The sequence below is a fragment of the Embleya hyalina genome (assembly GCF_003967355.1).
In the GTDB taxonomy this organism is placed as follows: Bacteria; Actinomycetota; Actinomycetes; order Streptomycetales; family Streptomycetaceae; genus Embleya; species Embleya hyalina.
Map to the genome: position 1 here is coordinate 50,926 of NZ_BIFH01000015.1, position 12,939 is coordinate 63,864.

A 12,939-nucleotide genomic window follows, 5' to 3' on the forward strand; every position below is an offset into this window, starting at 1 on the left:
GGGATCCCATCGTCTGAGCCCCAATACGGAATCGAACCGTAGACCTTCTCCTTACCATGGAGACGCTCTACCGACTGAGCTATTGGGGCGAGCAGGAAAACCATACACGCTGCCCGACACCGATCGGAAATCGATTGGCGCAACGCCCCCTGCCTCAGCCCTCGGTGGACCAAACAGCCCTGGTCAGGGCCCCTTCGACGGTTTGCGCGTACACGGCCGCGGCCAGCCACGCAGCGGACAAAAGGTCGTTGTCGCCCGCGCGAAGACGCCCGAAAACATCCCGTTCGCGGCCCGCCGCCACGTGCGTCAGACGCTCCACGAGCAGGGCTCCCGTGGCCAGTCCCACCCGACGCAGTCGGGCGCTGTCGCCGGCGGTGGAGCCGGCCAGGGCCAGGACGGGACGGCCGCCGCTGATCGCGCGTTCGACGTGCCGGTGCATCAGGTAGAGCGGGGCGGGCGGGGGCTCCTCGGCCGCGCCGGTTACGGACGGGGTCGGGTCGGCGGCGGGCAGGTCGGCGCGGTGCAGGCGCTCCAGGCCCAGGTCGATCCGGCCCAGGCGGTCCTCGGCGAGCCGCAGGGTCGGGCCCTCGCCGGGCGCGACGCCGACCGCGAGCGCCCGGATCGCCCGGTCGGCGCCGGGTTCGAGGCGGCCGACCACGCGCAGGCGCAGTCCGGGGCGGTCGGCGAGCAGGCGCAGGTTGTCCCGGTAGGCGAAGGCGGGGTCGGCGTGCGCGACGAGCAGGTGTACGGACTGCCCGGCGCATTCGGCGAGCAGGCGGTCCCGGGCGCCGGTGGTGGTGCCGAGCACGGTGACGTCGAGGAAGAGCAGGTCGGCGCCGGCGGGGCGGTCGTCGGGGGGCAGGTCGCGGTGGCCCACGATCCGGTCGATCTGGGCGGACAGCGGGGTCTCCCACAGGGCCCGCAGCGGTTCGTCGGTCCAGGCCGCGCCGCTCGCTCGCGCGGCGCGGACGGCCTGGCCCGCGCCGAGCCGACCGTTGGCGGACACGGTGGCACCGGAGACGACGAGGCCGGCGCGGGTGAGCGCGACCGGGTCGATCGAGGTGTCGCCGAGCCGGATCGCGCGGGTGGCGGCGCCGATCGCCCGGTCGGCGCCGCCGGGGGCGACGTCGCCGATCGTGCGCAGGGTGCCGGCGGGGTCGACCGTGGTGGTGACCGCGCCGGCGAACCCCCGGGCGGTCAGGACGGGTTCGGTGAACAGGCCGTACAGGCGCAGCGAGCCGGCCGCGGCGTAGGCGCGGCGGGAGGTGCCGCGCAGCAGTTCGAGGGACTGCGGGTAGGCCGCCGCCGGGGTGCGCAACGCGTGGGCCACGTCCAGCAGTTCGCGCATGGCGGCGACGAGGTCGGCGAGCCGGTACGCGGGGTCGCGGTCGCGGGCGGCGCGCAGGCCGGTGGCCACCGTGACGGCGGCGGCCGCGGCGCGGTGCAGGCCGGCGAGGCGGGCGGTGTGCGCGGCGCGGAGCAGGCCGGCCTGGAGTACGGCGCCGGCGCCGTCGACACCGGCGTCGACGATCGCGGCGCCGGCGGTCCAGAGGGCGTCGGCGGCGGCGCGTTCGGCGGGGGTGGGCTCGGCGGGGGTGGGGGACTCGGCGGTTGTTGCCGCCGGTTCCGCGGGCTCGGTCGTGTCGGGCGCGTCGGATGTGTTGGGTGTGTCGGTTTCGTCGGGGGCTTGGGGCTCGGCCACCGGGGCCGCGGCGGCGGCTGCGGCGCGGTGTACGCAGGCGGGAGCCAGCAGGCAGCTGCAGCGCAGGTCGGCGGTGGTGGTGACGGCGCCGGTCGGGATGTACAGGGTCAGTTCGGCGTCCTCGCCGACGGTGATCCGCACCGTGTCGCCGTCGTGTTCGATCGGGCAGGCGAGGAGTTTGCCGATCGCGGCGTCGAGGCGTTTGCGCAGGCGCGGGGTGAGTGCTTCGACGATGTCGGCGGTGACGTCGGGGGCGACCGGTGGGAGGCCCTGCGTGCTCATCGGACCTTCTCTCCGACCCAGCGGGCCAGTTCGGTGGGGCTCAGCGCGGCGACCGGCATGCCGGCGGCTACCAGGCGGCCGGCGACGGCGGTCGAGTAGCGCGGTCGGCCCGCGTCGTCCAGGCTCGCGCAGCCGAGGATGTGGCAGCCCGAGGAGGCGAGCGCGCGGACCTCGGCGAGCAGGCCGCCGATCGGATAGCCCTCCTCGAAGTCGCTGACCACGGCGATCAGGGTGCGCGAGGGCACGGTGACGAGGTCGCGGGCGGCGCGCAGGCCGGCGGCGATGTGGGTGCCGCCGCCGACCTTGACCTCCAGGAGCAGGCCGAGGGGGTCGTGGACGTGTCCGGTGAGGTCGATGACCTCGGTGGAGAAGGTCAGGAAGTGGGTGCTCAGGGACGGGACGCCGGCCATGATCGAGGCGGTGAGCGCGGACCAGATGGTCGACGCCTCCATCGAGCCGGACACGTCGACCACCAGGATCAACCGCCAGTCGTTGCTGCGGCTCGCACGGGTGCGGAAGATCGGCTTCTCCGGCACCACCAGCACCGAGCCGTCGGCGGCGCGGCGGGCGGTGGTGAGGTTGGCCCGCAGGGTGCGTGGCAGGTCGAGCGCGCCGCCGGGGCGGCGGGTGGGCCGGGGGGTGGTGATGCCGGTCAGCGCGGGGCGCAGCCGGGTGGCGAGTTCGCGGGCGAGTTCGGCGACGATGCGGGCGATCAGCGGGCGGAGGAGGGCGAGTTTGCTCTCCGGGAGGCCGCCGGCGTGGGTCAGGACGGTCTTGAGCAGGTCGACGGAGGGGCGGGCGGCGGCGGGGTCGAGGTGGGTGAGCACATCGGTGCGGCCCGCTGACGCGGCGGCGGCCAGGACCTCCTCGCGGACGGCCGGGCCGAAGAGGGCGATCAGGTCCTCGGACCATTCCCGGACGCCGGGGTAGGGGGCTCCGCGGCCGGCGCCCGGGGCGTCGCCGAGGTCGCTGCGGGAGCCTTCGCCGTGGCCGGTGCCGTAGAGCTCGTCGAGCGCGCGGGCCATGCCGGATGCCGTTGGGGGGAGGCGGTCGGATTGGCGGCCGAGGATGAGTTTCCAGCGTTGGGTGGGAGGGAGGTCGTGGGTTTGTGTGTGTTCCCACCCGCCCACCCGTTCGGCGAGACCCGCAGGCTGCGGATCTACGGCATCGGCCGGGCCGGATCGGCCTCGCGGCCGACCGTCGGGCGCCGGAAGCACTGCGGCGGGCGCGGGGTTGGCGGGCTGCGGATGCGCGCCGTCGGCCGGGCTCGACGGGTCCTGCGGACCGCCGGCGGGGATCGAGGAGGCCGGGGCTGGAGCGGGGTTCGTGGGCTGCGTATTCACGGCGCTGGCCGGGCTCGATGGGTCCTGTGGGACGCTGGCGGGAATCGAGGAGGCCGGGGCTGGAGCGGGGTTCGTGGGCTGCGGATTCACGGCGTCGGCCGGGATGGAGCGGTCCTGTGGGACGCCGGCGGGAATCGAGGAGGTCGAGGCTGCGGCGGGGTGCGTGGGCTGCGGATTCACGGCGTCGGCCGGGCTTGATGGGTCCTGCGGACCGCCGGTGGGGGTCGAGGAGGCCGAGGCTGCGGCGGGTTTCGTGGGTTGTGGGGCTTCGGGGTTGGTTGGGTGTTGGGCTTGTGGGGTGGTTGGGGGGAGGAGGGCTCTTTGGGTCAGGGCCGATTTGGCGGTCAGGTCGGTGCTGGTCCACAGGGCCAGGGTGATGGGGTCCGCTTCGGTGTCCACTCGGTCGCCCAGGTGCTCGGCCAGGGTGGCGAGGACTCGGTCTCGGGCGGCGGGGGTCAGGGTGTCGAAGCCGCCTCGCAGGGCCGGGAGACGGTCCAGGAAGGAGCGGTCGGGGAGGGTGTCGACGCGGTCCAGGAGCGGGGTGAGGATCGGGCCGCCGGCCTGGAGCAGGGGGCCGGCCGCGGTGAGCAGGCCGGTGAGTCGGCGGGTCAGTTCGGCTCGGGTCGCCGGAGTGGTCGCGGTGTCGATCCAGGAGCCGATCCGGTCGCCGAGGACGGTCGGGTCCTCGTGCCCGAGCAGGACCCGGACGGCGCCCGCGGCGGCGGACATCAGCGGCGAGCCGTCGGCGGCCAGGCGGGCCAGCCCCGCGGTCAGCCGGACGCCGCCGAACACGTCGGCGCGCCCGGCGAGGTCGGCCAGCGCGCGGGCATCGGCCGGGTCGTCGGATCCGGTCAGGCCGTCGAGGTGGCGGACGGCGGCGGTGAGGAGGATGCGGGTGATCTCCTCGCCCGGTCCCGAGGCCGCAGCGGCCTTCGGGTCGCCGTGCTCCGCGTGCTCGGATGCGGGTGCCCCTCCCGGTTGTCCCGCCGGGTCCGTCGTGTGGTCGCCGAGGCCGCTCTCGGCATCCGGGCCGTCGGGGCCGGGGATGCCCAGGTGGCCCTTGTGGATGCGGTCGGTGAGGGTCAGGGCCGCCAGGAGGTCGGGGAGGCCGGCGATCGTCGGGAGGGATTCGGCGGTTTCGGCGAGGCGGGTCGCGGTGAGGGCCGGCAGGCCGCAGGCCGCGGCGCGTTCGAGGCCGGTGAGGATCTGGGGGGCCGTGGGGCCGCCTTCGGCGAGTTCCTGGTGGTGTTGGGCGCGGAGGGTGCCCTCGGCGGCCTGTTCCGGGGTGACGCCACGGGCGCCGGCCGCGTCGAGCAGGGCCGCCACCGACGGCGTCCAGCGCACCCGCCAGCGGGTGGTGACCGCGTCCGCGCCGCCGGTGCCGACCACCGCGGTCGGCTCGGCGTAGGGGATCCGGCAGGTCGTCAGCTGTTGCAGGAGCAGTTCCCTTCGCCGGTCGCGGTCGCCGCGCAGCGGATCCAGGCGCAGGTCGCGCTCCGCCGGGTCGGCCGGTCCGGGCAGGCCCAGTTCGGCGATCCGGCGCTCCACCTCGGGCCCCAGGCCGCTGCGCGGCGCGGCCGGTGACGGGCGCCCGGCCCGCGTACCGACCAGCACCCGCTCCAGGGCGCGGGCGACCGAGCGGCCCCGGCCCAGCGGCTCGCCGTGGGTGAGCACCGTCTGCGTCGCTTCGAGCAGTTCGCCGCGCCCCGCCGCCGGCAGGCCGCGCAGGTTCGCGAGGTCGCCGGCGATCCGGACGATCTCGCGCGCGTCGACCGGACCGCTGGGGTGTCCCTGGCCGCGCAGATCGGTGCAGATCCGTACCGCCGCGCCGATCAGCGCCTCGCGCAGCGCGGCGGGGTCGCCGGCCGACTCCAGGACGGACTGCTGCCACTCGGGGTCGCGGATGCCGGCGGGGTAGCCGGAACGGGCGTCCAGGAGCGGGTAGGTGTACGGGATCAACGACATCGTCACGTCGGCGATGTCGCCGGCGGGCGGTTCCGCGTCGCCGTCGAGCAGGGCCGGCGCGTGGAACGCGCCGAGCACCACGGTGACCCGCGCCGCCCCGGATTCCTCCGCCGCGCGCAGCGTGGACCGCATCCACGCCTCGCGGCGCAGGTCGACCGGGTCGACGGTGCCGGCGTCGCGGCGCAGGGCCCAGCCGACGGTGAGCGCGGCGCGGCGGATCGCCTCGGCGGACGAGCCCGGCGCGGTGGCCTCGACCAGCCGGTCCCACATGTCGTCCCCGGCCCGGCCGGTGAGCCGGTCGCGCAGCGCCGCGTGCAACCCGCCCGCCCCCGTGTCGGTGTCCCCCGCGTCCGCGACCGGGCCGGCCGCCCGGTCCCAGCCGGGGTGACCCAGCGGGAGGTCGCACGGGATCGCCGGTACGCCGTTGCGCGCGGCCCAGCGCAGCGCGGCCAGTTCCGGCGAGAAGTCGGCGAAGGGGTAGAAGCCGAGCCCGTGCGGTCCGGTCCCGGCCAGCGCGATCGGCGCCCGGGTGTCCTCGTGCGCGAGCCATTCCAACCAGGGCGCGGCCTCGTGCGGCAGTTCGACGAGCAGCACGTCGGGCCGGGCCTCGTCGAGCAGCGCGGGCACCGCGGCGGCGAGCGAGGGCGCGTGGTGGCGCACGCCGATCAGGTGGGGCCGCCGGGACGCGGCCAGGCGCGCGGCGGCCGGACGGGCCTCGTCGATGGGCCCGTCCGTACGTATGGTCGACACCTCGTCAGCCCTCCAGGACTCCGCGCAGGTCCCACAGGGTGCGCCAGGTGGCCGAGCCGTGTTCGGCCCGTCGGCGCACCGCCGCGTCCCAGTAGGAGAGCAGCCGGGCCGCGTCGGCCGGGTCGTCCTTCTTCGCCACGCCGAGCAGGTGTCCCGGCAGCAGGCTCAGCACGTCCCGGTCGCCCGGGAAGTAGGCCGCGGCCAGCGCGAGCGAGGAGGCGACCGAGACCGCCTCGGCGGTGCTCAGCACGGTGGACGGGCGTTCGATCTCCCAGCCCTCGGCGGAGCGGCCGGTGCGCAGGTCGCGGAACGCGGTGACCAGCACCTCCAGGACCGTGTCGTCGACGGCGTACGCCGTCCCGGTCCGCTCCACCGCGGCCCTGGCCTGGCGGCGCACCAGCGCGGTCTCCGCGTCGTGGTCGCCGATCGGGCCGACCGTCTCGAAGTTGAACCGGCGCTTGAGCGCGGCGGACATCTCCGAGACGCCCCGGTCGCGCAGGTTCGCGGTGGCGATCAGGGTGAAGCCGGGCGCGGCGTGCACCTGCGCGTCGGGGCCGCCGGCGAGTTCGGGGACCGCGATCCGCCGCTCCGAGAGCAGCGACACCAGCGCGTCCTGCACCTCGGGCAGGCAGCGGGTGACCTCCTCGATCCGGGCCACCGCGCCCGTGGTCATCGCGGTGAGCACGGGCGAGGGCACCAGGGCGCCCCGGCTGGGGCCCTGGGCGAGCAGCAGCGCGTAGTTCCAGCCGTACTTGAGCTGGTCCTCGGTGGTGCCTGCGGTGCCCTGCACGGTGAGCCCGCTGGTGCCGCAGACGGCGGCGGCGAGCAGCTCGGACAACATCGACTTGGCGGTGCCGGGCTCGCCCACCAGGAGCAGGCCGCGTTCGCCGGCGAGGGTGACCACGCAGCGCTCGACGAGGGCGCGTTCCCCGACGAACTTGGCGCCGATGGTCAGGGCGCGGGGCAGGCCCTCGACCGGTTCGGGCAGCTTGAGTTCGTCGCCGCTGCCCATCACGAAGGTGACCACCGCGCGCGGGGTCAGCCGCCAGGCCGGCGGGCGCGGGCCCCGGTCGTAGGCGGCCAGGAACGCCAGTTCCCGGGCGTACAGGTCCTCGGGCGGGTGTATCTGGCGTGCCCCGGTGGCGGGTTCGGTTGCGGTTGCCATCAGCGGCGGCCCTTCCGGGAGGTACGGGTGACGAGTTCCTCGAAGCCTGGCGCATCGCCGTCCTGCACGCGCCGCCAGGCCCGGTGGAACAGTTCGGGCACGGGCAGGTCGGGCACGATCATGCCCCGCCCGGGGCTCGGGTAGAGCCCTTCCTTCCAGACCTCCAGGGGCAGTGTGGGGCTCTTCAGCGCGTTCCAGCCGCCGGGCAGGAAGAGGGAGCGGCCGGCCCGGGCCCGCTTGGCCTCCAGGACCAGGTCGGTGCCGGCGAGTTCGGTCCGGGCCTTCTTCAGCCGGGCGGGCTTCCAGCCGGTCCAGCGGGCGACCTGACGATCCGTCGGGTCCGGCAGGGCGAGCAACTGGAGGTACAGGACGGCGGCGTCCTCGCCGATGCCGTACGTCTTGGCCACCTCGGCGACCAGGTCCGGCACCGACCGGCTCGGGTCCTGCGGGACGCCGGGCGGGCCGTCGGCGCGCAGGAGTGTCTCGAAGGCCGGGTCGAGGATGCGGCGGAAGGCGGCGAAGGCGACGGACCGCGCCTCGCCGCGCAGCGCGATCAGCCGGTCGAACCACGGGTCGTCGGCGCCGGTGAAGCCGGCGGTGCGCACCAGGGTGAACTCGTTGTCGGTGTACCAGGGGCGCAACCAGAAGCGGTCCTCGATCCGGAGCACGCCGTCGGGGTCGGCGGCGCCGGTGGCGGGCAGTCCGGCCGCCTCGCGCAACAGCTTGGAGGTGGCGCCGCGTTCGGCGTACTCCACGTCCAGGTCGACCACCAGGCCCGGATCGGTCACCCGCTTGCGCAGCAGGTCGAGCACGCGCGGCAGATGCGGGCGCAGCGGATCGCCGTAGGGCAGCCGGTAGGCCAGCCAGGCGAGCGCGGTCACCGCCAGGCCCAGGGTGTGGCCGGCGGGCACGGCCTCGGGGTCGGAGGCGACGAGGTTGCCGTCCTTGTCGACGCTGTGGGTGGAGGTGCCGGTGATCCACCGGTGGGACTCGGGGGTGAGGACGTATTCGAACGCGGCGGCGGGGATGCCCCGGACGTCCGCCGCGACCTCCTCGGGCAGCCGCAACACCCGCCCGAAGGCGGCCTCCCAGGCCCGGCTGCCGGCCGCGATGTCCCAGCCGCTCGTCCACAGGTCGGCGACGGCCTCGGGCCGCTCGGGCACCAGCGCGCCCTGGACGCCGGCGCGCGCCGCGCGGTCGAGCCGGTCCAACTGCTCGCGGGCGCTGGTCGCCTCGGCGGCCCTGAGGCCGAGCACCGCCCGCTGGTCCTTGTCCAGATCGCCGGCGACCAGCCCGGCGAGCAGCAGGCTCGCCTCGGCGCGGCCCAATCCGGTGCCCTCGGTCAGGGCGGACACCGCGTCCGGGCGCCACGGGACCGGGCCGTGGGCACGAACGCCCTCGACGACGGCGGCGACGCGTTCGGGGGACATCGGCTCGCGGTAGCGGTGTTCCTCGTGGGTGGTGAAGCCGTCGACCGCCTCGAACCGGCCCGACGGGTCGTGGTCGAGCGCGAGCCAGTGCTGCGTGTCGTTGCCGTAGGTGTACTGGCTGTCCAGGATGAACACGGTGCGGTCGGCGCGGCGCAGGACGCGCCCCTTGCGCTTGAGGTCCTTCTTCTTGACTTTGGGCTCGCAGAGCACGACCCGGCGCAGCGTCCCGTCGGGGGCGCCCAGCGGGCCGGTGGCGAGCGCCTCCAGAAGCAGCAGCAGCGAGGCGCGGTGTGCGTCGGACGTCAACGGCGACAGGGCGCGGGCGACCATCGCCGCGCGGTGGTCGAGCAGGTCGTGCCAGGCGGCCACGTGGGGTTCCTTCAGCCCCTCTTCCTCGGTGGTCCACTCGGCCGGGCCGTCGGTGCGCGCCAGCATCGCGGCCACCGAGGTGATGTGTTCGAGCGTGGTCCAGGTGCCCCGGCCCTGATCGCCGTAGTAGCGGCAGCCGACGCCGGCGATACCGGCCACCGCCGGGCACAGCTCGTTGTCCCGGCCGTGCTCGGGGCCGGTGGGCACCGCTCGGGGCTTGTGCTCCTTGCGGTTCACCTTGCCGAAGTCGCGCAGCCGCTCGGCGAGTCGGGCGGTCTCCCCGACCAGCGAGGCGACGCCGCGGACCAGGCCGGCGTGTGCGATCGCGGGCAGCAGGCGGCGCACCGGTTCGGTGCGGATCGCGTCCGGCTTGGCGGGCTTGTTCGGCGACTTCTTGGCGGCCTCGTACTCGGCCCGGGCCCGGTCGCGGTCCGCGCGCACCTCCTCGACCAGTACGACGGCCTGCTCGTGGGTGATCGCGCGCAGCGCCAGCGAGCCGGCCTCGTCGCGCGGTCGCAGCGCGTGCCAGAACGCGGGCGCCGGCACCACCCGGGTACCGGCGGCCAGCCCGGAGCCGGCCCCGCAGTGGCCGAGCAGCACGCCCTCGTGCCACAGCGTCACGGCGCCGTTGTGTGGGGCGACCGCCGTCGGGGTCGCGCCGCCGGGCAGGCGCAGCGCGCCGATCGGGATCTCCAGCGGCCGCTGGTCCCAGTGCCGCCGGCCGCGCACGGGCGCGCTCACGGTGTGGCCGTCGACCGAGCCGGCGGTGAGGGTGTCGCCGTCGATCCGGACCCAGTGGCCCACGAGCGTGCCGTCGGTGCCGAACGGGGTCTGCTCCAGGCCGGGCAGCAGCGGCAACAACTCGCACGCGTCGGGCACCAGCGAGCCGCCGTCGGCGACCGCCGCGGCGAACGGGGCGGGCAGCGAGGCGCGGCCGTGGGTGCCGGTGGCCGGGTCGAACTCGGTCCACTTGCGGTCCGACCGCTCGTAGTCGAGCGACCAGTGGGTGGTGCCGTCGGTGAGCACGCCCCGGCGCGTGGGCAGCTTGGTGTCGCCGGCGTACAGCGGCCGGCCGCCGGTGGTGACGCCGCCGTCGGGCAGCGCGAGGGAGAGCATTTCGCCGTCGGAGCCGTTGTTCGGCGGTCCGCCGAGCAGGAACGTCTCGGTCGGGCGCGCGGACCAGTAGCCCTCCCAGTCGTAGTCGGTGTTGTACCAGGCGACCAGGAGTTGTCCGTCGACGTAGCGGTACTGGGTGCGCTGCCAGCTGGTGCGGTCCTTGGGCACGCGCGGTTCGTGGTCGAGCAGGATGCCTTCGGGGCCGACCACGAGCGCGCGCTTCTCGGTGGAGAGCACGAGCGCGGGCCAGGACTCGTCGAGCCGGATGTCGCCCTTGCGGCCGAGCAGTTCGACGGCCTCGTCGAGCGCGGGCCAGCCGAGTTCGTCGTAGACGCCGGCGCGCAGCGTGGTCGCGAGCAGCGCGACGGCGTCGAACGCGCGGACGCGGGCGACCAGGTCGGGGGTCACGTCCTCGACCACGCCGCGGAAGCCGTCGAGCACCTTGAGCTCGCGCTCGGCGTCGGGCAGGCCGGCCGCGGAGGTGAGCCGTTCGCCCAGCTCGGTGAGCCGGCGGGCGAGCACGGGGCGCAGCACGGGGTGGGCGGCGGTGGCCGGCTGGTGCTTGGCGTTCAGGCCGCCGACGGCGGTCAGGAGCAGGGCCAGGAAACGTTCGTCGGCGGCGACCGCGGTCAGCTCGCGCCGGCCCTCGGCGTCGTCGTCCCACCACTCGCCCAGGAGGAAGGTGTGCTGCGGGTCGGGGTCGGTCACGGGTATGCGCTCGGCCAGGGCCAGGTCCAGCAGGTCCAGGTCGACACCGGTGCGGTAGCGGCTGCCGCTGAACAGGGTGACCGGTACCGCCTCGGCGCGCAGCGTGTCGGCCATCCGGGCGACCAGCGCGGCGGTGCGCGCGCTGCGTCCGGTGTAGCCCCAGCCGCGCTGACGGTGCGCGGTCCAGCGGGTGACCCACTGGGCCCGGGCGCCGGGTTCGAGGTCGCCCTCGACGAGCAGGTCCAGGACGCCGGCCTCGTCGAGCAGGTCGAGCCAGAAGTCGTCGACCTCGGCGTTGGACGCCGAACCGCCGGGGGTGGGCAGGATGTCGAGGAGGCGGGCCCGCGACTCGGGCTCGGCGCCGGCCAGTGCCGCGATCGGGGCGCGGTTGACCTTCCAGAAGGACAGCGGCGCGCGGGCGATCGCGGGGGTGGCGAGCAGTTCGCGCAGCAGCGCGCGTTCCTCGCCGGTGTGGTCGCCGCCGGCCGCGCGGATCAGCGCGCGGGCGTCCTCGGCCAGGCCGGCGTACGGCGGCATGCCCGCGGTGCAGCGCTCGACCGCCAGTTGGCGGAACTGTACCCACGCCTCGGCGGGGCCGAGGCGGGCGGCGAGCGACTTGGCGTGTTCCTTGAGCGCCTTGGCGGTCAGCGCGCCGGCGAAGGCGAACTCCAGGAAGACCGCGCGCAGTCGCTCCTCCTCGATCGCCAGGTTGTGCACCCGCTCGGCCTCGCGGGCCTTGCCGAAGAACGCGGACGCGTAGGTCTTGTTGTCGTGCTTGAGGAAGATCCGCGCGGCCTGCTCGTGGAAGGTGGGCAGGAAGTGCGGTACGGCCCGGCCGAGGCGGATCGCGAGCTGGTCGAAGCCGTCCTTGGCCGCGCCGGGCTTGGTCTTGGCCTGCCGGTCCAGGCGTTCGATGTCGCGGACCAGGGCCAGCGCGTGGTGTCCGTTCGCCGGGTCGTTGACCAGCGCCCAGGCGGGGAAGCCGAGCGCCTCGCGGCGGACCTGGCCCACCTCGGGGGCGTCCGCATCGCGGGTCAGCCCCAGGAAGCCGAGCGCCAGGTCCTCGGCCTCGCCCAGGGTGCCCGGGACCAGCCGGACGATCGGGCGGTCGCCGAACGCGGGGTGCAGGTAGGTGCGCACGGTGAGCGTGTCGATGTCGTCGCCGGCGAGGGTGCCGACGGGCAGGACCGCGCCCGCGTCCAGCAGGACGCGCGACGGGTCGGGGGTGGTGCCCGTGCCGGTGGTGTTCATGCCGCGTCCTCCGTGGTTTCGATCGTGCGGCCCGCGTACAGCGCGGCGCCCATCCGCATGCCCTCCGACCAGGCCACCGGCGGCACCCGGTCGAGGGTCAGCGTGCTGCCGCCCTCGGACCAGGCGACGGAGCCGGTCTCGGTCGATTCGTAGCCGTCGTAGTCGCCCAGCCACATCCGCGCCTCGATCTCGCGGCCGCCGTCGAGCACGGTGCACACGGCCTGGCCGCCGCGCACCTGGTAGCCCAGCTGGGTGGTCCGGCCGATCAGGAAGCGCAGCTGGTCGTAGCGTCCGCCGGCGAACTCCTCCACGCCGGTGCGGGCGGCGTCCACGTCGGCGGGGCGGTGCCACACCTCGCGGTAGAGCTGCTGGACGCGCTGCTCGACGCCGAGTTCGACGGCGAATTCGCGCAGGTCGTCGAGGTCGTCGAGGAGCACGGGGTGCGGGATGCGGATGGTCCGCGCGTCGAGGTAGACGGTGTCGCCGTCGGGGTCGACGATGCCGACGCCGCGCTCGGGGTCCGCGCCGCGCAGGAATCCGGCCACCGCGCCGTCCTCGCCGGTGGTGACCACCAGGTCGCGCAGCACCCGCTGCCAGGCGGGATCCGGCCACACCCGGGCCAACACCTCGACCGGGACCGGGAGCGAGCCGATCATCCAGCGCTCCACCGCGTCCAGGCAGGCCCGATCGTGCCGATCCAGCCACTCGACGAGCTGTCGCAGGCCCACCACGGCCGGATCGTCGGCGAGTTTCCCGGGCACCGACTTCAGTTGCCGCCCCTTGGCGTTGCGGCACACCACCTTGCCGTCTTCCAAGGCGACCTCATAGTCGCCCGCCCGGATCCATCCCACGATCGTT

5 protein-coding genes and 1 tRNA gene are annotated in these 12,939 nt (G+C 75.2%); all 6 read right to left on the reverse strand.

What is annotated here, in order from left to right; translation table 11 throughout:
• Positions 1-16: 16 nt before the first annotated feature.
• The 6 genes from EMA17_RS07780 to EMA17_RS07805 all read right to left on the reverse strand — a co-directional run bounded on the left by EMA17_RS07780 (position 17) and on the right by EMA17_RS07805 (position 12,932).
• A tRNA-Thr gene (locus EMA17_RS07780) sits at positions 17-89 on the reverse strand.
• A gap of 65 nt (positions 90-154) precedes the next feature.
• Positions 155-1,984: a hypothetical protein gene (locus EMA17_RS55250; RefSeq protein WP_126636182.1), complete on the reverse strand. Its 1,830-nt coding sequence runs from the start codon at positions 1,982-1,984 to the stop codon at positions 155-157.
• Complete coding sequence (locus tag EMA17_RS07790; protein ID WP_126636183.1) at positions 1,981-6,042, reverse strand: vWA domain-containing protein; 4,062 nt, start codon at positions 6,040-6,042, stop codon at positions 1,981-1,983. The genes EMA17_RS55250 and EMA17_RS07790 overlap by 4 nt, the downstream gene beginning before the upstream one ends.
• A gap of 4 nt (positions 6,043-6,046) precedes the next feature.
• On the reverse strand, positions 6,047-7,207 hold the full coding sequence (locus EMA17_RS07795; protein WP_126636184.1) for an ATP-binding protein: 1,161 nt from the start codon (positions 7,205-7,207) through the stop codon (positions 6,047-6,049).
• On the reverse strand, positions 7,207-12,081 hold the full coding sequence (locus EMA17_RS51660) for a hypothetical protein (protein WP_160161340.1): 4,875 nt from the start codon (positions 12,079-12,081) through the stop codon (positions 7,207-7,209). The genes EMA17_RS07795 and EMA17_RS51660 overlap by 1 nt, the downstream gene beginning before the upstream one ends.
• Positions 12,078-12,932 carry a DUF4132 domain-containing protein gene (locus EMA17_RS07805; protein ID WP_126636185.1) on the reverse strand — a complete coding sequence of 285 codons (855 nt, stop codon included), beginning with the start codon at positions 12,930-12,932 and terminating at the stop codon, positions 12,078-12,080. The genes EMA17_RS51660 and EMA17_RS07805 overlap by 4 nt, the downstream gene beginning before the upstream one ends.
• Between the last annotated feature and the right edge of the window lie 7 nt (positions 12,933-12,939).

What these genes read in the sequence shown, in the direction of transcription:
- EMA17_RS55250 (WP_126636182.1), bottom strand. Translation starts at nt 1,984, where the DNA reads ATGAGCACGCAGGGCCTCCCACCGGTCGCCCCCGACGTCACCGCCGAC.
- EMA17_RS07795 (WP_126636184.1), bottom strand. Translation starts at nt 7,207, where the DNA reads ATGGCAACCGCAACCGAACCCGCCACCGGGGCACGCCAGATACACCCG.
- EMA17_RS51660 (WP_160161340.1), bottom strand. Translation starts at nt 12,081, where the DNA reads ATGAACACCACCGGCACGGGCACCACCCCCGACCCGTCGCGCGTCCTG.